The following is a 20679-nucleotide window of genomic DNA, read 5'->3' as shown; positions in this document are numbered from 1 at the left end:
AGTTTGATCTGGACAAGGAGCTGAATTGAATTCGATAAGGCGAATGAGCGCCGCCCAGTTCAAGCGGCCACAACAGGGCTGATGACGATGACTTGTTCCTGGCGCAAAGCTGTTTCGGCAATCTTTTACAGCCTGGCGATTCCGCATGCGGCGCTGGCGTTCGAGGCCCCGCCGACGGCGCAGGCGGAAGCCGTTCTGGGCGCCGAGGCCACCGGCCCGAATTACCGCATCGACCCGGACGTGCGCAGCGACGGCCTGCTGCGGCTTTTCGTCCTGCGCACCCGCTACGGCGCCTTTGACGTCGATGGCGAGGATCTGATGCGCGAGCGCATCCGAGAGTTGCAGGCCCTGCGCAAGCTGCAGGCAATGTCCGAGTCGGACGTCTTTTTGAAAGCGGCTGGGGCCGCCGCCCAGGCGCCGCTGGCGTTTGGTCAAGACCTGATCAAGGATCCCAAGGCGACGCTCGAAAAATCGATGTCCGGCGTCGGCAACATGTTCGGCCGCGTCGGCGCGGCGATCAACAACCGCCAGGCCAACCGCGACAATGTCGCCACCAGCCTGCTCGGCATCGACGCGGCGCGGCGCGCGCTGGGCGTCGAACTCGGCGTCGATCCCTTCACCGATTTCGCGCCGCTGGCGTCCAAGCTCAATGATGTTGCCACCGCCTCGGCATTGGGCGGCCTTTCGATCCGCGCGGCTCTGGCGGCGATCCCCGGCGGCGCCGGCGTCGCGGTCAGCTCCAGCTCGACGGCCGAGACCATTCGCGCCACATTGGTGGAAAAGACTTCGGCGCAGATCGCCGAAGAGGTCAAGGCGACGTTGGCCCGTCTGAAGGTTGCGCCGGGCGTCGCCAGCAGTTTCGTGGAGAACCGGCGCTATACGCCCGCCGACCTGCTGATCATGGCGCGCTCGCTTGCCGCCTTGCGCGCGGACAACACCCAGCTGTTTATCGCCCGCGCCGTCAACGCCGAAACCCGCGAGGAGGCGGTGTTCCAGCGCCATCGCGCCGAACTTCTCGCCCGCTACGCCAAGAACTACGGCATTGGCGCTTTCGTCGATATCGGCGGCGTCCCGCTCAACCACCTCGACGACGGCAGGGTCATCGCATTATTCCCCTTCGACGAGGTCTCCTGGACCGAACGCGTCGCGGGCATGTTTCAATATGTCGCCAGCGCCGCGCCGCACGAGCATGGCCAGCCGCTGCTCGTCACCACTGGCGAATTGACGCCGATGGCGAAAGATGAAGTCGGCCGGCTGGGCTGGACCGTCGAGACCATTCGCTGAAGCGCTCGATTGAACAAGGCTTCGGCGCGCTGGGCTCCACATGACTCGCCGACCCTTTAGCAGAAGATTTCAGAGCCTTTGCGTCGGTGGAAAGCGGAAAGCCGCGAACATTGCTAGCAAGGTCGGCTCGGCGCCAATTCCAGACTTTCCCTGGCACGATTAGTAGCTCAGGGGACCCATTCAGACGATGTCTGACGCCATGCTGTGGCGCCTACATTTTCCCCTAAACTGCACCGCGATGTGGACCGAGGAACTAACTCTTTTCCTGCGAAGTCACACTTCGCCATCGCGCTGCGTCGAGCGCCATCGTGCCGGCGAGCGACCTGACCAAGATTTGAACGCGCGCGTGAAGGCGCTTTGTTCGGCAAATCCTAATTGCGCGGCAATATCCGCTATCGTCGTCTCTTTGACCAAAAGACTTTTCGCAACTTCGAAACGCACCTCGTCGAGGAGGGCGGAATAGCTGAGGCCGTATTTTTCAAGACGGCTCGCCAAGGTTCGAGGGCTTGTGTCAAGGGAGCGGCAGACGCCGTCACGTGAAACCGTGCCCGCGCTAATCTGACTGCGAATGACATGTTTCACGGCGATCGGGAAATCAGCTGTCGCGGTGGCGGCGGCCTTTTCGAGCATCGGAGCAAGAACGTCCAGGTAGTCAGGCTTTCGGTCGCGCACCGGCCAATCAAGGGTCGTCGCATCAAATACGAGGCAGGAACAAGGCGCGGCAAATTCGATCGGCGCGTCAAAAAAACGCAGGAACGGAGCCTTATCACCCGGCGCCTTGCGGCCGAGTCGGACGCGGCTGGCGCGCCAGTCGGAGCCACAGAGCTGGCGCATGATGTTGTAGGCAATCGCGACGGAGCCGTCCTCGATCTGATCGACCGCTTCGATATTCGCCGCCGTGACCGCGTAACCAAAGGAGGCTTCGTCTTGCCGTAGGACGAGAAACGTCGATCCCCCGGTTTCGCTCGTCTTTAAAGTGTCATTGATGGTTTGCAGCGCCTGGCGCACGGTCATGGAATTGACCGACACTAGCCCGGTGAGGCCGATTGCGCTCGCGGTCGTCCTGATCCCGACGCGTAAGCCGACGCTTTCGCAGCCCGTCTGCCTGACAGTTTCCGCCAGCACGCGTCCAAGCGCAGCATAAGGAATGACGTTTTCGAGATTTGAAAAGACCGAGGGCGCGAGTCCGGCGCTCCGCAACACGGCGTCAACATCTGCGCCAAGCTCGCGAAGGACGGCGGGAATCGCCGCAATATTCCGGATCGTGGCGACGGGTTCGCGGCGTCGCGGGTGAGCGGAGGTGTCCAATGCCTTCAATTCCTCGCGAGCGCCGCGCACTGTGATTATTCGTGACTTGGAGATCTGCTCAATTAGTCAAAAAGGTCTCCTCAATGTCAATACGGCCCGGCGCCGCGCAAGGTATCCTCAGACAAGTCCTGCCCGGCTTTTGTTCGCTTTGGCAGTTGTTCTGAAATGCGATTCTGGATCCGGTTCGTTCGAGGGATTGTGAAAAAGGCGCTGATCTTCTCGGCCGTCGGCGAAGGCGTGACAGGGCTTTCCCTCGTTCTCGCGCCGTCGCTCGTCGGGTCTTTGCTGCTTGGCGAGCCGCTGGCGGGCGCAGCCACTTCCGTCGCCCGCGTGGCGGGGCTCGCTCTGATCGGATTGGGCATCGCCATCTGGCCAGGTCCGCCCCGGCTGGGAATGGCGTTTTACAGCACATCCGTCGCCGTTTTCCTCGCCTATCTCGGGGTTGCGTCGGATTTGCGAGGCGCTTTGCTCTGGCCTGCTGTGGGCGTTCATATCCTCATCTCAATCCTCGTGCTGGCCGAGGCAATTGCGCCGCGGCGTTCCGATATTCAGGAAGAAGGGTCGAACGATGCATGATGCGGAAGGCAGTGCGTGCGCTACGAAGCGGACGCTGCGAATGAAGGATGTCGATATGGCTGTGCCGATTGACTTGACCGCCGCCGGGTATCAGTTTCAATCCAATCGGCGCAAAATATGCGCGAGGCCATATCGCCAGAGCTTTCGCGCGGGTCCGGGAGGATGGGTTATGAGAAATTGGCTCGGCTCGATCTCCGTTTTTTCGCTTTTGGTCTCCGTCGCACCGGCGCTAGCGCAAGGCAATCCCCTCCGCGACGCCTATTTCGGCGAGACGCACATTCATACGAGCTGGTCGGTGGACGCCTGGGTCATGGGCAACCGGATCACCGGTCCGGACGACGCGCTGAAATACGCCCAGGGCCAGACGATCAAGCATCCGATGGGCTTCGACATCAAGATCGACACGCCGCTCGATTTCATCGGCGTCACCGACCATTCCGAATATGTCGGCGTCACCAAACAGGCCAACACGCCAGGATCTTACGTGAGCAAGCTGCCAGAGGCGCAGCCTATGATCATGAAAGATCCGAACAGCTCGGCAGAGCAAAATCAGGTATTTTCATACCTGCTCAAGCTTGCTGCCAGCCCGCCGGTGAAGGCCCTCATGGACCCGAAAGTCACTTCGACCGTTTGGAAGGACAATGTCAGGATCGCCGACGAAAACAACAAGCCGGGCAAGTTCACGGCCTTTTGTTCCTATGAATGGACGTCGATGCCGGGCCAGCGCAATCTGCACCGAAATATCTTTTTTCGCGCCTGCGAGCATGTGCCGGACTATCCGTTCAGCGCACTCGATTCCAAGCGCCCCACCGACCTGTGGGACTGGATGGACGCACAGCGCAAAGCCGGCAATGAGCTGCTCGCGATTTCGCACAATGCCAATGTCAGCGACGGCTGGATGTATCCAGTCGACGTTGACAACACCACCGGCAGGCCAATCGACGCCGCCTGGGCCGCGTCCCGCGACCGCAACGAACGCCTGATCGAAATCAAACAGGGTAAGGGGCAGTCCGAAACGCATCCCTTGCTCTCGCCCAATGACGAATTCGCCAGCTACGAGCTCTATCAGACCATTCTGGGCCAGCCGGCCGATTCGGGACGCATTGACCACATCACGGGCAGCTTTGCGCGCCAGGCGTTGAAAGACGGCATCGCCATGCAGGATGTGCGGGGCTACAACCCCTACAAGTTCGGCATGGCGGGCGGGTCGGACGGACATAATACTGGCAGCCCCTATCGTCAGGATAATTTCTTCGGCCTGCACGCCAATGCCGACGGTTCGGTCGAACGGCGCTTCGCCGGCGTGCTGATCGGCGGCACCATGGACGTCCGCCTCGAAAATCCGGGCGGTCTGACGGGCGTCTGGGCGGAGGAGAACAGCCGCGCTTCGATCTGGGACGCCATGTACCGAAAGGAAACCTTCGGCGTCAGCGGACCGCATATCAAGGTGCGCTTCTTCGGCGGCTGGGGCTATGACGCGGGCGTCGTGAACGCCGGCAACTGGGTGCAGCAATCCTACGAGGGCGGCGTACCGATGGGAGCCGACCTGCCGCCGACGCCTTCGGCCGGCAAGGGAACCGCCCCTCATTTCGTGGTATGGGCGCTGAAGGACCCGAGTTCGGCCAATCTCGATCGCGTCCAGCTCATCAAGGGTTGGACGCAGAACGGCCAGAGCTTCGAAAAGATCTACGACGTCGCCTGGGCCGGCGACCGCACGCCGGACAAATGGACCGGCCGCGTGCCGGCGATCCGAAGCACGGTGAATTTCGACACCGCGACCTATACGAACGACGTCGGTTCGGCCGAACTGAAGACGGTCTGGACCGATCCGGATTTCGATTCCACCCAACACGCCTTCTACTACGCTCGCGTTCTGGAAATTCCGACGCCGCGCTGGACACTGATCCAGGCGGTGAAGTCTGGGTTGCCGCCGCCAGACGTCGTTCCCCTCACGGGGCAGGAACGCGCGTGGACTTCGCCGATTTGGTATGCGCCGTCGGCCGAAGCACGCAAGGCGGCGCAAGCGGGGACCACGGTGGCCGATCTCAAGGATAAGGGCGCCGCCGTCGTCAGCGAAGACGAGCTGAAGGCCCTGGTCGAGGGCAAGGCGTTCTGGCTGAAGAACAATGTGACCGGCGAGCAGTTCTGGCAAAGCTTCACGGCCGATGGCCACACAACGGTCTATCGCGTTGGACCGGGCGCGGAAATGCCGAGCGGTTTCGGCAAGGTTGCGCTCGATGGGTATGAAGGCTTGACAAGCCCTTACAAGGTCGAGGGCGGCCAGCTCATCACCTTCGTGTCGCAGGACGCTTACGCCTACACCTTCTATAAGCTCGGCGACGCCTATTACGCCGCGCGCAGCAATGAGTTTGGCTACGCCAATTATCAGATCGTGCCGCCGCCTAAATTCGCGATCAATCCGCTTGATGCGGTGGTCGGCCGGTTCGCCGACACCCTTAAGCTGACCGAACAACAGCGGCAGCAGGCGCTCCCGTTCCTCAAGCAGGAACTGATGCAATTGGCGTCCCTCAAGAAGGACGCCTCCCTTTCGCCAGAGCAAAAGATCGAGCGCCTGCGGGCGTTCAGCGTCTCGCTGGACGAGAAATTAAAGCCGTTGCTGGACGCGGACCAGCAGGCGAGCTTCGAGGCGGTCCGCGACCAACTGCGCCGGCGGCTGATCGAGCAGGTCGCGAGCAAGGCGGCCGGTGAAGCAGAAGCCGACGTCAAATCCTGGTTCACGCGAGAAAGCGACAAATAGTGGCGGGTTGGCGGCAGCGGGCGAGGCTTGGGCGGCTGGCGGGGCTCGGTCTGCTGGCCGGGCTGCTGGGCGTAAGCGTGGCGGCGGCCTGCCCGCTCTGCCTGGGGGCGTTCCGCCCAACGGCCTCGCAACAGCTCGTCGCGTTGCCCCATGCGGTGCTCGCGCGGCGGTCGGGCGATGGCGTATATTCGGTCCTTGACTTGATCAAGGGCGAGGCGCCGGCGGGCGGCAACATTCTAGCGAACGCGATCCAGCTCGACCTCGTCATGCCTCCCGACGCTGTTCTGCTCCTTTTTCGCGACGAATCCTGGTCGGAATGGGTCGCCGCCGGCGCCGTCGCGGTCGAGGATGCGGGCTGGCTGCGCGAGATCGCCCGGGGGAAGCGCCCACAGGACATGACTGACGAGGACTGGAAGGCCCGGGTCGCGCTCGTGCTTCCCCATCTCCAGCCCGGCGAGCCGCTGGCGACGAAGATCGCCTATGGCGAATTGGCGACCGCGCCCTATGCCGCCCTGCTGGCCGAGAAACCGCGCCTCGATCCCGCGGCGATCCGGCGCTGGCTGGCTGATCCCGAACTATCCGTCCGGCGTCCCGTCTATCTCCTGCTCCTCGGCGTTGCGGGTGACGAAAAGGACGCTCAAAATATAGAACAACGGCTCGATGCGGAGTGGCTGACCGGCGATGCGACCGATCTGGGGCCTGCGCTCGCCGCAGACCTGCAATTGAGAGGTCCCTCACGCCTCGCCTGGGTCGACGCCAGATATATGGATGACCGTGCGCGCTCGACGAAAGAACTGGAGGCGGCCCTGCTTGCTCTCAGCGTCTTGGGAAAAGCGGATGGAGAGATTCCGCGCGAGCGGATCGTCGAGTCCTATTTGAAATTCATTCGCGCGCACCGCGATCTTGCCGGCTTGGTCGCCTGGGATCTGGCCGCATGGAATGTTTGGGACGCCGCGCCGCTCTATCGTGAAATCATGAAATCGAACATCCGGCAGCATTTTGCGTCGCAGGTCGCGATTGCCGAATATCTGGCGCGAAGCCCGAAGGAAGGCGCCGAAGCCGCGTCGGTCACATCGAAATGAGCGACATCCCTCAAGAACGCCTTTCGCTGCGGCAGCGCCTTCTGCGCGAGCCGCTCGTCCATTTTATGGTGCTGGGCGGCGTCCTGTTCGGCGCCTATGCCTTGCAGGAGGGCAGGCGCGACGGCGTGGAGCCGTCGCGGCGGATCGATCTGACGATCAGCGACATTTCCCAGCTGGTCCGGGTTTTTCACTCACAATGGCGCCGCGACCCTGCGCCGGAGGAGCTTCGTCAACTGGTCGAGGAAAAGGCGCGCGAGGAGATCCTCTACCGCGAAGCGCTGGCGCTCGGGCTCGACAAGGACGACACGATCGTCAAACGCCGCTTGGCGCAAAAGATGCAATTCCTCGCTGAAGACGTCGCCGCGGCGCACGAGCCAACCATCGAAGAACTGAAGACATGGTATGAGGCCAATCGCGAACGCTTCGCCTTTCCGCCGCGCATCGGCTTCCGCCAGCTCTATTTTTCGACCGACCGCCGGGGCGCGAAGGCGCGGGACGACGCGGAAGCCGCGTTGGCCAAGCTTGCGGGACAGACCGAAAGCGCGAGCATCGCGGCGTCGCTCTCAGATCCGTCGATGTTCCAGGACTATTACAGCGACCGTACGCCGGAATTTCTCGGCAAGGAATTTGGACCGAAATTCGCGCTCGCGATCACGAAATTGGCGTCGGGCTCCTGGCAGGGACCAATTGAATCCGGCTTTGGTTGGCATCTCGTCTATGTCGATGCGCTCATTCCCGGCCGCGTCCCTGCATTCGAGGAAATCGAGCCCGAGGTGAAGCAGGCCTGGCTCGCAGAACGGAAGAGCCAGGCCTGGGACAAGACCTATCGCGACCTGCGCGCCAAATACATGATCTTCCTGCCAGCGCCGCCGGAAGATGCCCCTGCCCACGAAAGCTCGAAGACCGAACAGTCGACGCCGCCCGGCCGAAAGGATCCGTCGTGAGCGCATGGAAGCTTGGCCTCAGTCGGCGGCTCATCGTTCCGCTGCTCGCTTTGCTTTTGGCGCCGCTCACAGCGCTCGCGCATGAAGCGCGCCCGGCTTATCTCGCCATCGCGGAAACCGCGCCGGGGCAATACAGCGTCCTTTGGCGCACGCCGATGCTGGCGGGCATGCGGTTGCCGGTCGCGCTGCAATTGCCGCAGGGCGTGCGCGATCTCCGTCCGCCGCAATATGACGAACTCGCAGAATCCCGCGTCGAACGGCGATGGATCGACGCGGGCAAAGGCGGTCTGCAGGGCAAGCGCATCGATTTCCGAGGATTGGAGCTGACGATAACCGATGTTTTCGTGCGGATCGAGCGCCTCGACGGGGCCCATTCGACCGAAATCGTCCGCCCCTCGCGTCCCTATATCGAGGTCCCGGCGCCGCGTGGAGGACTCGCGACCGCACAAGCCTTCCTGTTGCAAGGCGTCGAGCACATCCTGTTCGGCGCGGATCACCTGCTGTTCGTGCTCGGTCTGTTGCTGATCGTCAAAGACCGATGGATGTTGGTCAAAACCATCACGGCCTTCACACTGGCGCACAGCCTGACGCTCGCCGCCGCGACGCTCGGTTATGCGAATATTCCGGGTCCGCCGTTGAACGCGGCCATCGCGCTTACCATTCTTTTCCTTGGCCCCGAAATCGTCCGTTCATGGCGGGGCGAAACAAGCTTCACGATCCGCCATCCCTGGGTCGTCGCCCTCGCCTTCGGGCTTCTGCACGGCTTCGGCTTCGCCAGCGGCCTGACAGCCCTCGGCCTGCCGCACGATGAAATCCCCTTCGCGCTTCTGTCGTTCAACGTCGGCGTCGAGATCGGGCAACTCGGCTTTGTTGCTTTGATCCTGTTGCTGCTGCGCGCCTTCAAGGTTCTGGAGATGCACTGGCCGCTCTGGCTTGAGCGGACGCCGGGTTATATCGTCGGATCGCTGGGCGCGTTCTGGACGATCCAACGGGTCATGCTGATAGTTTCGGGGGAATGAGATGCGGCCGAACACAGTTCGATTGATTTTGATCGGCTGTATTATGCTCGCGCCGACCTGCGCGCACGCGCATGCACAAGCCGGCGATGCCAGCGGCTTTCTCACCGGGTTCCTGCATCCCCTCACTGGCCTCGACCACATCATCGCCATGGTGGCTGTCGGCCTGTGGGGCGCGCAACTTGGCGCCCCGGCGATCTGGCTGCTGCCGGTGACCTTTCCGATTGTGATGGCCTTCGGCGGATTCCTCGCCCTGATCGGCGTTCCGGTTCCAGCGGTCGAGATCGGCATCGCCTTATCCGGCGTTCTCCTCGGCGTCGCCGTCATGATGGAAAGCCGCCCGCCGCTTTTTCTCGCGCTGGCGGTCGTGGCGCTCTTCGCGATCTGCCACGGTCACGCGCATGGCGTCGAACTTCCGCCCGCCACAAGCGGCCTGACCTATTCCATCGGCTTCGTCGTGGCGACAGGCCTCCTGCACGCTTGCGGCATCGGAGTTGGAACCATCCATCGCTGGTCCTATGGACGCCTGGCGCTGAGGGCGCTTGGGGGCCTGATTAGCGCTGGCGGCATCTTTTTTCTTGCTCAAGCCTTCACATGACGGGTTGGCGCGTTTGGGCGCATTCGGCGTTTTATGGCGTAGGCTTGATCCTGTCGTCGCGGCCGGCCGCAGCACATCTCGTCCAGACCGGCCTTGGTCCCGTCTATGACGGCGTCGCTCATTTCGTCGTGTCGCCGGAATATCTCGCGCCAATCGTCGGCGCCGCGATTTACGCCGGCTTCGGCGGCAAGGCCCCGGCGCGCCGAGCCATCGTGATGCTGCCTTTGTTTTGGTTCGCCGGTAGCCTGCTGGGCGAGTTGCCGCGCGCGCCCCCATTGATCCTTCCGACATGGTTGGTTCTGATCGGGATCGGCGCGTTTGTCGCGGCCGATTTGCCCCTGCCGGCGGCGCTCCGCATCGCCCTATGCAGTATGGTCGGCATCGCCCTGGGATATTCCAACGGTCTCATTGCGGCTGGGGCTGCCGATCCCCTTCGCAGCGCGCTCGGCGCGACGGCGGCCGTCTTCATCGTCACATCCCTTGCCAGCGCCGCCGCAGCCGCGACATCGGGGTGGATCAGGATCGTTTTCCGCGTACTCGGCAGCTGGATCGCCGCAAGCGGGCTACTGGCGCTTGGCTGGGCGCTCCATTGAGTCCTCGCCAAGCCAACTTTATCTTCGTCCTTTCGCCGACTTCCAGGATGACCGCTCGTCAACTCATTTCCGCAGTTCAGCCCACTTCCGCTTCCCGGAATCATGGTCGCCATAGACGGGTTCGACCTCGAATTGGGTCACGAGCACCTATTCCTGCCGTGCAAGCAAAGACCGCTGACGGCAGATTTGCTGCCCGCGGCGGGAGGCTCGCTCGGCGCCAGGTCCGGACATTGCTGAGCATGACGACGACGCGAAGGAACGACAGAAAGCCGCCATTGCCGCAATCAAAAAATTCTAAACTATGCAGTTGGGCAGGGAGCCAGGTCCCGTCCGGTTCGCTTCACGATACCTCTCACTTGTTCAGATCCCATTGCATCAGTTTCTTCGCCGCCGTGCCGAGCGGGCCGAGTTGATAGACGGCCGCGCCGGTCGGCGAGAAGGCAAACGGCTCGAACGGTTCGGCGATCATCTGGTCGAGCGTAGCGGTCGGGGCGGCGCCGGTGCTGACATGCGGATTGAAGCGCTCGCCCGCCCCGATCTGCTCGAACCGCGCGACGTAATCGACGAGCGCGGCGTCGATCCCGGGATCGCCGTGCGACGCGGTGAAGGCCGCGATCGAGCCGGCGCGCAAGTTGAACGGCGCTGCGGCGGCCATGATGTCGGCCTGCAGCCGGATCAATTCTGGCGTCGGCTTCGCCACAATGCCGGCGACTCCCAGCCCGCCGCCGGTCGGAAGATAATAGAGCTTGAACGCCTCCAGCTTCATCGCGTTCACATCGGCGGCCGCGAGCGCCTTCTCCACAGCGGCGTAAAGCTTGGGCAGGTCCGCCTTGCGGACGAAGCACTGCAGCATCGTGATGTGCGGAGTGTGCGTTTCATCGAGGGCAAAGCCTTTCGGGTAAAGGCCGAGCAGGCGGGCGTTATTTGCGGCAGCCTGCTGGAGCATGGCGGCGTCCGGCTGCAGTAGGATGTCGATGGCGACGATGTCGCTTGGAAAAATGACGTTCCAATCCTTCTTCATGCTGACGACCGTCCAGCCCTCCTTGCTGGCTTCCGCATCGAGCGCGGGCGTGAAGGCGCCGGGTTTGACATCGGGCAATCCGCGCGCCGGGCCATAGGCGAATTCCCGGGCCGCGTCGTCATGCAGCACAAGCAGCTCGAAGCGCGCGCCGCCGCCGCCCTGCGCATATTCCAGCATCTGACGGTCGCCGTCCGAATTGCCGAAGGCCATGATCGGGACGCGCCCGATATGCTGGTTGATGCCGACCGGCTTGCCGCCCTTGTCGTCGATGAAGTTCAACTCCGGCAGCCGCACCAGCACGGGCTTGCCATGGCGCAATTCAAATTTCGTCTTGATGCTGCTGCCGACGACCTGTTCGGGCGGGACGCCGTAAACGCGTTCCGCCCAAGGGCGCATGAACTCGATGCCGCCGCCGGAGACGATGAAATTCTTGAAGCCGTTGGCGCGCAGATAAGCGAGCGCTTCGAGCATCGGCTGATAGGTCATGTCGGTGAACAGCTTGCCGGTCTTCGGGTTTCTCGCGGTCGCGATCCAGTCCGTCACGATCTGCGCGAATTCGTCGTCGGTCATGCCGGCGTGCGTCGCCATGAACAATTCGAGGATCGCATGGTCGCCTCCCGCCAGCGCGGTCTTCAGATCGCCCTTCAGCAGCGAGGCGAACGGCTCCTTCGTCTTCCATTCGGGATGCTGCGGGGCGAGCGCCTTGACGCGATCGAGCGCGAAGTAAAGCTGGACCGGCGCCGGCTGCTCGCTCCACAGCGTTCCGTCATTGTCGAATGTGGCGATGCGCTCGGCGGGCGGCACGAAGTCCGGCCCGCCCGGCGTCGTGACCTTGTTGACGAAAGCGATGAGGGCCTGCTTGGCCAGGCCGTCGTTCCAGGACGGCAGCGGATCGCCGGCAAGAACCGGGCCGGCAAAGACGCAGAAGAGGATCGCGAGAAGGATGCGCTTCATGATCATGCTTTTCCAAAGTCCAGTTTGGCCATCTCGCCGGCACGTCGGGAGCCAATCTGCGCCAAGCGACGTCAAAAGACGAAGATCACCTGCGTGCGCAATTGCCAGTCGGCGCCCAGTTCCGGCCGGATGACATTGTAATAGGCGCCGACCATCAGATTGACCGGCTGTTTTCCGATCTTGATCAAGCGCCCCACGCCGCCTCCGATGGGAACCGTCCATTTGGTCCCCGGAATGTCCCAGTTCGCCGTGATTATCGGCGCGCTGGTGAGGTACCAGCCGCCGCTGAAATTGTAGTTGACGAAAGCTGGGTAAGGAAATTGCTGTAGCCATTGCCGAAGCGCCCGCTCGTGCTGCCGAAGGACCAGATATTGTTGACCAGCGCGCCCGCGACCCACGGCCCGTTCATATAGACGAGGACGCCGGTCGGACCGCCGCCCCAGACGCTCGAGCCAAGATAGGGCGATGTGATCGTCGGAACCTGAACGACGGGGCCGAGGCCCCAGAGCCAGCCGTTGCTCGGTCGGCTCGGCGCCAGGAAGGCGGAAACGCTGGTGGGGGAAGCGCCGAAATTCGTGCTCGGCAGCGGCGACATGTCGGGATTCCACGCCAGCGGAAGGATGGTGCGGGTGATGACGTTCCAGTTTTCGTCGATGTGGAACGGGATCACCGGCTGGATGTTGAGGATTTCCTGCGCGCCGTGATGCGGCCCGACGCCGAAATTGGTGTTGCTCTGGAACGGGAAGGTGACCAGATCGCCGATCGGATTCTGCACTTTCTTGGCGAGATCGGAATCGCTTTCGCCGCTTGTATCGGCCGCCTTGTCGGCGCCCGCCGCTTGTTGGGCTTGCGCGGGGCGAAAGTCGGCGAGCGCCATGGTGCCAGTATGGCCGCAAGCAGCGCGGGCTTTTTCATAGAAATCATCATCGATGGAGCCTTTGCGCGCAGTTGGAGCTTTATCGCACTTCTCGAACAGCGACCCGCTTCGCCTTCGCATGGGAAAGAGGGGCGGCTGGCTCTGGCCGCCCCTGAACATTTTGGGTCAGTCGCCGGCGCCCTTGGCCGCCGCCGCCGCCTCGGCAGCCCTTTTCTGCATTTCGGCTTTCAGAGCGTCGAGATTAAAGCTCGCTCCCGGCTGCATCGGAGGATAATCGACGAAGGTCTGGGCCTCCTTCGCCAGCATCTGCTGCACGAACACGAAACGCCAGAATTCGAACTTGAACCAGTCCCAATATTGGGCCGAGCCCTTCGCCAGCCCGTCCCCCGACCATCCGGTCCGCTCGAACGGGTCGAGACGCAGGTTGGTCAGGATGGGCATGTCGGGGTGGTTTTTGTGGCCGATCCACCCTTCGGGCTGGTCGATGAAGCGATATTTGAAATCGTCGATCCGGACGGCGCCAAGCGTGCTTTCGCCGAAATAGAGGATTTCATGCCGCGCTGACGGGCCCTGGCCGGTGATGGCGGCCATCTGATTGTAGCCGTCCAGATGGTTCTTGTAGGTGCGGCCGCCGATCTCCTTGCCCTTCAGCAATTCGTCGCCGATGTTGGGATCGCCTGCCGCCGCCACGAAGGTGGGCAGCCAGTCCATGCCGGAGAAGATGCCGTTCTGGATGGCGCCCTGCGGCACGCGGCTCGGCCACCGCAGCAGGGCCGGCACCCGGAAGCCGCCCTCCATGACCGTCCCCTTGGACAAGGCGAACGGCGTCTGGCCGCCGTCGGGCCATGTGAATTGCTCAGGACCATTGTCGGAGGTGATCAGGACGATGGTGTTGTCGTCCAGGCCCTTGTCCTTGAGATATTGCATGACCATGCCGATGTCGTCATCGAACTGGGCCATGCCCGCTTCCTGTTCCGTCCATCCGTTGGTCGAGTTCCGCATGGCCTCATATTTGGGCGAGAGATGCGTCACCACATGCATGCGGGTCGGATTGAGCCACAGGAAGAACGGCTTGTTGGCCGCTTTTGCCTTGTCCATGAACGCAACGGAAGCGGCGACAAAATCCTCGTCCACCGTCTCCATGTTGTATTTGATGCCTTGCATCGGGTGCGGCGGCAACGGCCCTTCGTCCACGATCTTCTGCTTGCCGATCTTGCCCCAACGCGGCATCTCCGTGGGGTCGTCAACGTCGGTGGCCCAGCTGTGCACCAGGTTGCGCGGCCCCACCTGGTTCAGCAATTCCTGCGGATAGCCGGGATGGAACGGGTCTTCCATCGCGTCGAGATGGTAGAGGTAGCCGAAAAACTCGTCGAACCCATGGAGGGTGGGCAAAAATTCATTCTTATCGCCCAGGTGGTTCTTGCCGAATTGGCCTGTGGCGTAGCCCATTGACTTCAGAACCGTGGCAATGGTCACCGCGTCGGCAGGCATGCCGATCGCCGCGCCCGCCTGGCCGACCGTGGTGAGGCCGGTGCGGATCGGCAACTGGCCGGTGACGAAATTCGCGCGGCCGGCCGTGCAACTCGCTTCGGCGTAATAGTCGGTGAAGAGCATGCCCTCCCTGGCGATCTTGTCGAGGGTGGGGGTCTTGCCCGCCATAATGCCATGGCCATAAACGCCGATGTTGGTAATGCCGATGTCGTCCCCCATGATGACGACAATGTTTGGCTTGCTCGCCGACGCCGCGCTCGCGGGCGCCGCTGAAAGGCCGGCGAGCGCGGCGCAAAGCGCCAGCCAATGTTTTGGCTTAGATCGCATGATTTCTCCTCCAAAGACGTCCCTGGCCAGATGACGCGCTTTTCAGCCGCCGCGGATGAGCGGGATCGCGGATGGTAGGGGAAAAGCAGCGAATCCGCCGCTCGCAGAGCGCAATATCCGCTCACTGAGCGCATTGACTGCGATTATATTTGGAATAGCGTGAAAAGCGGTGTGAGGGCTCCGGCGCCAGGGCAGGTCGAGACGATAGGAAAGTGTACGGGCTGGTGGCGATACCTGCAAACGAATGCCAGACGTTCGACACGCGCGATCCCGATGAGCTTGCCGCGCGGCTGAGCAGTCTTTTCGGCCGTGCAAGCCTCGATCTGCGCGGCCGGAACGCCCCATTCCGCTGCCGGATGAAGTCGATCGCCCTTGGCGCCGTCGGCCTTTTCCACGGCCAGTACGAAAACGGATTCGAGATCCGCTTTTCCGAATTCAACGCCTTCGCGGGAAGTCCATCGCCACTTAGCGGCGCGGGCGCGCATGAGATCTGCGGGCGGGAAGTCGCCGTATCGAAGGATAACGGCGCCGTCCTGTCTCCCGGCGTCGCCACGCTGCATTACGGCGCCAATTTCGAACATTTGAGCATGACGGTGCAGCCGGCCGCATTGATGGGCAAGCTGTCGGCGATCGTCGGGGACCTGCGATTCGGACCCCTGCGTTTCGAGCCGTCGGTCAACGGGCGCGATCCGGCGGCGTTGCGGCTGGATCGCCTGCTCCGCTATGTCGCAGCGGAGGCAGGACAATCGTCGCCGGTGCCGCCGCTGCTCCAGTCCGAACTGCAGCAGTCGATGATGACGGCGTTCCTGCTGGCCAATCCCAACAATTACAGCAGGCTCTTGCACGGCGAGCCTGAGGCGGCCGCGCCGTGGCAGGTCCGCATCGCCGAGCAATTCATCGAAGCGAATTGGGACCAGCCTGTCACGATCGAGGGGTTGACTTCGGCCGCTAATGTCAGCGCCCGGAGCCTCTTTTCGACCTTCAGATCGGCCCGGGGTTATTCGCCGATGGAATTCGTGAAGCGCGTGCGGCTCGGACGCGCCTGGCAAAAATTGTCGCACCCGGACGCGAACACTTCGGTGTCGACCGTTGCGTTCGAATGCGGCTTCGGCAACCCCGGACATTTCGCCGTGGATTATCGTCGCCAATTTGGCGAACGGCCCTCCGAGACATTGAGGCGCGGCAGGAACTAGGCGTTGGTGAAGTCCGGCCGCCCCAACGGCGTCGTCCTGCGACCGCACTCCATTCAAGCAAAAATTCGCGGTCGGTGAGCGGAGAATGCGCTAGTTGAGTTGCCGACCTTGCTGCTCATTGCGTAATGTCGGAGCGGCCAGGACGAGAAGAATGCGAAGAACAACATGGTCATGACAGCGATCCGCGCCGGCAAGCGAGCGCCCGCAATAGTCCTGTTGAGCGTGGTCATCACGCTTTTCGGCTTGGGCATGGCGCCGCCGGCGCGCGCTGGCGGGGGCACATCCCTGAAGGCGTGTGCGGCGTCCTTCAAAGCTCTTTGCGGCCATGTCAAACCGGGCGGCGGGCGGATTCAGGCCTGCTTTGACTCCAACCTCGGCAATCTCTCGGAACCGTGCAGGACCAAGCTGACGAAAGCCGCCTCCTCCGCCCAGACCTGTGTGGCCGACGTGCGGAAGTTATGCGGCGGCGCCGCGCACGCGACCGGGACCATAAGCTGCATGAAGCCAAGGCTGGCGGAGGTCCGCCTTCCCTGCAAACGCGCTATGGCCAAGGTCGCAATCCAGTATTCCCGCGGACAGTGAAATCGTTTTCGGAGGGTCTTGGTCGGCGAATGGAATTCTGCTGAACGCCAAGCAGCAAACTGGGGAAACAGTGATGACAGGCATAATCGGGAATTCTCCGCGCGGCCTCGGGTCAGCCATCCACGAACTGCGTGGCAAATGGGGCTGGATCGTCGCGCTCGGCGTCGTCTTTGTCATCTCTGGCGCCATCGCGCTCGGCAGCGTCATCCTCGCCACGGCGGTCTCGGTCGTCTATGTCGGCTTCATGATGCTGCTGGCCGGGGTCGCGGAAATATTCAGCGCCTTCCAGATGAAGACCTGGGGCAAATTCTTCCTCTGGATCCTTCTGGGCTTGATCTATGCGCTCGCCGGCTTCTTCGCCTTTGAAAATCCGCTGCTGGTCGCCGGGGTGCTCACCCTCTTTTTGGGCGCGGCTTTGGTCGCCAGCGGGATCCTGCGCATTTATCTCGCCTTCCAGATGCAGGAGGGGACGCGATGGGGCTGGGTTGCCTTTTCCGGCGTCATCACGGCCCTGCTCGGCCTTATGATCCTCGCGCACTGGCCCGTTTCGGGGCTTTACGTCCTCGGGACATTTCTGGGCGTCGATCTGCTTTTCACCGGCTTCAGCTGGATCAATTTCGGACTGGCCCTCAAGCCTCGCGCGTGAAGTACGGACCGGCCGTGTTTCGACGGCGCGCTATGTGTTCGGCGGGTTGGTGGCATCCGATTCCGGCACCGACAGCCTGCGCGTCCAATTGCCGATCCACTGGCTGGCGATCGCGAAGAAAAGTCCGGTCGACAGCCCGTACACCAGCGTGCCGGTCAAGGCTTCGAGCGGGGCGAGCATCCGTGACGGCTTGGGCAGGACGAGGTCGCCGTAACCCAGAGTCGTGTAGGTGACGCCGGAAAAATAAAACGCGGATTCTGCGTCGGGAAAGGAGCCCCGCCACCAATAGAAAAAGCCCCAAAGGCAAATTTCGGCCGAGTGAAGCAGGATCAGCCAGCATGTCACGCCGATCACCAGGGCGGTCGCCAGCGGGAAGCCCGATTTCGTCAGGATCCGCGAGCGGATCAGGATCCTGATCAGCGCGGAGAACCCCGCGGCATGGACGAGCGCGGTGAGAACCACCAAGCATCCGGCGATCAAAATTTCCATCAGGATTGAGGCTCCGCAGGCTTTGGTCGAGTCGGACTTCTCAAAGTGGAGCCGATCTTACTCAGTTCGGCTAGACGAGGCTGGCAAAACGTGGCCAGTTCCCCCATTCAAAGGATGATTATGTGTCTCAAGAGAAGACCGGTTTCTGGTCCAGGAACGCCCCCCTCATCATATCTTCATTGGCGATGATTGGGACAATGATAAACGCATTTGTGGGCGCTAACTCGTTTAACGTAAACAAAGAAGCGTATCAGTTGAACCAGGACAACCTGAAGACGACCGTCTTTCTGCAATTGCAGCAGCATTACAATGCAGTCGCCGCAAGCCTTCCGGAAAAAATGTTTGAACCTGATTTCAGGCCCGAGCCAGGAAGCGCCGATTACAGAAAAATACTCAACTACCTGCTTGTTTGTTATGCGGAATGGTATGAGACGAACAAGATGTCGAATGGCGCCTATGTTGGCCTTTGGTCGAATTATTACTCCGGCCTCATTCAAAACGCGCTTGTGCAGTTTCCGTCGGTTCGTCATGTCCTGGAAGACATGATGCTTAGCTACGGAACGAACGACCCCAATATTCAAGAGTTTTATCTTACAATGCGAATTCTGGCCGAACAGGGTGGCAAACGGCTTGGGCCAATGCCTGATCGGCCAGGAGGACCTGTCTCATCGCCCATAAGCGCGCCGACGGCCATTTCGCACTGATCATGGATTGGGAACCCGTCCGCACAATGAGCGGCAGCCACGCCTCGTCCATCACATGTCTCGAATTGCCGCTCCTTTCCGACATCGAGGACCGCTTGCCGACGGCTGGCGTTCCGATGAGTCCAAACGCGGATGACCGCCGTGGGTCCAGCCTGTGTGGAAACGCATTGATCTGGTAGGTTCATTCCGCTGAGGGGGGCGGAATGAATCGTTTCATCGAGGGCGAAGACCGGCGGCAAGCGACACTGCTCCCTGATAGTTTGGAAGACTATGTGACGGACGATAATCCAGTCCGCGTCATTGATGTTTTCATCGACGAACTGGACTTGGCGGCTATGGGCTTTGCCGGTGTTGAACCGGAAGCGACGGGCCGGCCTATCATCCAGCGACGCTGCTGAAGATCTATCTCTATGGCTGTCTCAATCGCATCCAATCGAGCCGCCGGCTCGAACGGGAGACCCAGCGCAACATCGAGTTGATGTGGCTGACCGGCCGCTTGATGCCGGACTTCAAAACGATCGCCGACTTCCGCCGCGACAATGGGCCGGCGATCCATGCGGCCTGTGCGCCGTTCGTCGTGCTGTGTCGCCAGCTCAACCTGTTCACCCGGTCTGTCGTTGCGGTGGACGGGAGCAAGTTCAAGGCCGTCAACACCCGCGACAAGAACTTCACGGTGGCCAAGGTCGCCAAGCGCATCGAGCAGGTGGAGGCCAGCGTCGCGCGCTACCTGGCCGCGTTGGACCACGCCGACCGGCAGCACGACGACGTGGCCGAGACGAAGACAACCCGCATCAAGGAGAAGATCGAAGGCCTGCGGCGGCAGATGCAGTCCCTGAAGGCGATGCAACGGCAGGTCGAGGAAGCGCCCGACAAGCAGGTTTCCCTGACCGACCCCGACGCCCGGTCGATGGCGACCAGCGGCAAGGGCACGGGCGTTGTCGGCTACAATGTCCAGATCGCCGTCGACGCCGAGCACCATCTGATCGTCGCGCACGAGGTGACCAATGTCGGCACAGACCGGTCGCAACTGGCAGCCATGGGCGGCAAGGCGCTCGATGCGACGGGAGGCGAGGAAGTTACCGTGCTGGCGGATCGCGGCTATTACAACGGCGAAGAGGTGCTGGCTTGCGAAGGAACGGGTGTGCTGCCTTACGTTCCCAAGACGCATACCTCAGTCAACACCAAGCGCGGTCTCTTCTCCGTGCAGGACTTCATCTACGACGCCGAGAACGACCGCTACACCTGCCCGGCGGGGAAGATTCTGACCCGGGGAAAAGTGCGCTCAGACCGCCGCGACAATATGGACCACTACCGCAACCTCACCGCGTGCCTGACCTGCGGGCTCAAACCCCAATGCACCTCTGACAAGGTCAAGCGGCAGAAACGCTGGGAGCACGAAGCGGTGCTCGACAGGATGCAGGCGCGGCTCGACCGCATGCCAGAGGCCATGATCATCCGCCGACAGACCGTTGAGCATTGTTTCGGAACCCTCAAGGCTTGGATGGGCAGCACTCATTTCCTGACCAGAACCCTTGAAAAGGTGAAAACTGAAATGAGTTTGCAAGTGCTTGCCTACAACATGAAGCGGATGATCAATATCTTCGGCGTCAGGCCGCTCATGCAGGCCATTGCCCGCTGAACTCGTCGGGCCGGACAGCGCGCCATCGTTCCTCCCGCCGATCCGGTACTGCTATCGGAAAATCAAAAAATCACGTTTCTACACGGCCTCGGTCATTATTCCCAGTTCGTTCGTTGCTTCCGAAGTCCGCTATCTCCCGGATAACGGTCGGAAAGCTTCGAGTTGCGGCGTCACCGTCTGGCGGCGCCGCAACCAATCCGTCACAGGTCTACCTGCTCCTCTGCGCGCCGTGTTGCCAATGAGCCATAGGTTTCTCCGGTTTCTTCAAGCACAACGTTCCGACCTGTGACCACTTCATACCTGCGAACAACCAGGTCGAGGTAGTTCGGATCGAGCTCGACGCCGCAGCAAACACGGCCAACCGCGTCGGCCGCCAGGAGAGTCGAGCCGGAACCCAGGAACGGATCGATGACGATGTCGCCGCGATGCGTGAGATCGAGCAGCGCGTCCTCCAGCATCGCCGTCGGCTTGACGGTCGGATGGTCCTGCAGGCCGCGGCGCGCGTCGGAACCAAGAGAGGACGCGCCCGGATAGGTCCAAACATTGGAGCGCCAACGGCCCTTGCGGCCGAGTTCGACATTGTTGACGTGAGGGGCG

17 protein-coding genes and 2 pseudogenes are annotated in these 20679 nt (G+C 62.0%); 12 read left to right on the top strand and 7 right to left on the bottom strand.

The features are described 5' to 3' along the window. The first annotated feature begins 81 nt into the window (after nt 1–81). Nucleotides 82–1284 carry a hypothetical protein gene (locus QM467_RS17840; RefSeq protein WP_283367690.1) on the top strand — a complete coding sequence of 401 codons (1203 nt, stop codon included), beginning with the start codon at nt 82–84 and terminating at the stop codon, nt 1282–1284. A gap of 273 nt (nt 1285–1557) precedes the next feature. On the opposite strand, the gene QM467_RS17835 is transcribed toward QM467_RS17840, so the two are convergent. After that, on the bottom strand, nt 1558–2592 hold the full coding sequence (locus tag QM467_RS17835; protein WP_283367689.1) for an AraC family transcriptional regulator: 1035 nt from the start codon (nt 2590–2592) through the stop codon (nt 1558–1560). Between the two features lie 198 nt (nt 2593–2790). Here QM467_RS17835 and QM467_RS17830 point away from each other — a divergent pair, with 198 nt between their 5' ends. From QM467_RS17830 to QM467_RS17800, 7 genes are all read left to right on the top strand, one after another. After that, nucleotides 2791–3168, top strand: a complete 378-nt coding sequence (locus QM467_RS17830) for a hypothetical protein (protein ID WP_283367688.1) — start codon at nt 2791–2793, stop codon at nt 3166–3168. 169 nt (nt 3169–3337) lie between these two features. Continuing rightward, nucleotides 3338–5926, top strand: a complete 2589-nt coding sequence (locus QM467_RS17825) for a DUF3604 domain-containing protein (RefSeq protein ID WP_283367687.1) — start codon at nt 3338–3340, stop codon at nt 5924–5926. Then, on the top strand, nt 5926–7008 hold the full coding sequence (locus QM467_RS17820) for a hypothetical protein (RefSeq protein ID WP_283367686.1): 1083 nt from the start codon (nt 5926–5928) through the stop codon (nt 7006–7008). The genes QM467_RS17825 and QM467_RS17820 overlap by 1 nt, the downstream gene beginning before the upstream one ends. Beyond that, entirely contained in the window at nt 7005–7952 is a 948-nt protein-coding gene (locus QM467_RS17815) for a peptidylprolyl isomerase (RefSeq protein WP_283367685.1), read from the top strand. Before QM467_RS17820 ends, QM467_RS17815 begins: the two co-directional genes overlap by 4 nt. Further along, on the top strand, nt 7949–8971 hold the full coding sequence (locus QM467_RS17810) for a HupE/UreJ family protein (RefSeq protein ID WP_283367684.1): 1023 nt from the start codon (nt 7949–7951) through the stop codon (nt 8969–8971). Before QM467_RS17815 ends, QM467_RS17810 begins: the two co-directional genes overlap by 4 nt. 43 nt (nt 8972–9014) lie before the next feature. Continuing rightward, nucleotides 9015–9566 (top strand): HupE/UreJ family protein, encoded by a 552-nt coding sequence (locus QM467_RS17805; protein ID WP_283367683.1) that lies wholly within the window; start codon nt 9015–9017, stop codon nt 9564–9566. Then, nucleotides 9563–10159: a HupE/UreJ family protein gene (locus QM467_RS17800; protein ID WP_283367682.1), complete on the top strand. Its 597-nt coding sequence runs from the start codon at nt 9563–9565 to the stop codon at nt 10157–10159. Before QM467_RS17805 ends, QM467_RS17800 begins: the two co-directional genes overlap by 4 nt. 991 nt (nt 10160–11150) lie before the next feature. On the opposite strand, the pseudogene QM467_RS17795 reads toward QM467_RS17800, so the two are convergent. The 4 genes and pseudogenes from QM467_RS17795 to QM467_RS17780 all read right to left on the bottom strand — a co-directional run. After that, nucleotides 11151–12134: pseudogene (locus QM467_RS17795) on the bottom strand (HAD family hydrolase); the annotation flags it as partial. Nucleotides 12135–12205: 71 nt separating this feature from the next. Next, nucleotides 12206–12331, bottom strand: coding sequence for a hypothetical protein (locus tag QM467_RS17790; RefSeq protein WP_283367681.1), 126 nt, complete (start codon nt 12329–12331; stop codon nt 12206–12208). A 56-nt stretch (nt 12332–12387) separates the two neighbouring features. Beyond that, complete coding sequence (locus QM467_RS17785) at nt 12388–13011, bottom strand: hypothetical protein (RefSeq protein ID WP_283367680.1); 624 nt, start codon at nt 13009–13011, stop codon at nt 12388–12390. Between the two features lie 165 nt (nt 13012–13176). Then, complete coding sequence (locus QM467_RS17780; RefSeq protein ID WP_283367679.1) at nt 13177–14829, bottom strand: arylsulfatase; 1653 nt, start codon at nt 14827–14829, stop codon at nt 13177–13179. Between the two features lie 224 nt (nt 14830–15053). On the opposite strand from QM467_RS17780, the gene QM467_RS17775 reads away from it, so the two are divergent. Together QM467_RS17775 and QM467_RS17770 are read left to right on the top strand one after the other, a co-directional pair. Then, entirely contained in the window at nt 15054–16022 is a 969-nt protein-coding gene (locus QM467_RS17775; RefSeq protein ID WP_283367678.1) for an AraC family transcriptional regulator, read from the top strand. 655 nt (nt 16023–16677) lie between these two features. After that, the gene (locus QM467_RS17770) at nt 16678–17250 is read left to right on the top strand and encodes an HdeD family acid-resistance protein (RefSeq protein ID WP_283367677.1); all 573 of its coding nucleotides are present in this window, start codon (nt 16678–16680) and stop codon (nt 17248–17250) included. Nucleotides 17251–17280: 30 nt separating this feature from the next. Here QM467_RS17770 and QM467_RS17765 read toward each other — a convergent pair whose 3' ends face one another. After that, nucleotides 17281–17739: a potassium channel family protein gene (locus QM467_RS17765; RefSeq protein WP_283367676.1), complete on the bottom strand. Its 459-nt coding sequence runs from the start codon at nt 17737–17739 to the stop codon at nt 17281–17283. Nucleotides 17740–17861: 122 nt separating this feature from the next. Between QM467_RS17765 and QM467_RS17760 the strand changes: the two genes are divergently transcribed. Next, on the top strand, nt 17862–18443 hold the full coding sequence (locus QM467_RS17760) for a hypothetical protein (protein ID WP_283367675.1): 582 nt from the start codon (nt 17862–17864) through the stop codon (nt 18441–18443). A 203-nt stretch (nt 18444–18646) separates the two neighbouring features. Further along, nucleotides 18647–20082: pseudogene (locus QM467_RS17755) on the top strand (IS1182 family transposase). Nucleotides 20083–20282: 200 nt separating this feature from the next. On the opposite strand, the gene QM467_RS17750 reads toward QM467_RS17755, so the two are convergent. Continuing rightward, nucleotides 20283–20679: DNA-methyltransferase (locus tag QM467_RS17750; protein ID WP_283367674.1), on the bottom strand; the 397-nt coding region annotated here is incomplete at its 5' end.

The sequence above is a fragment of the Rhodoblastus sp. 17X3 genome, from assembly GCF_030056575.1.
In the GTDB taxonomy this organism is placed as follows: domain Bacteria; phylum Pseudomonadota; class Alphaproteobacteria; order Rhizobiales; family Beijerinckiaceae; genus Rhodoblastus.
This window is presented reverse-complemented; position numbering and strand designations above follow the sequence as displayed.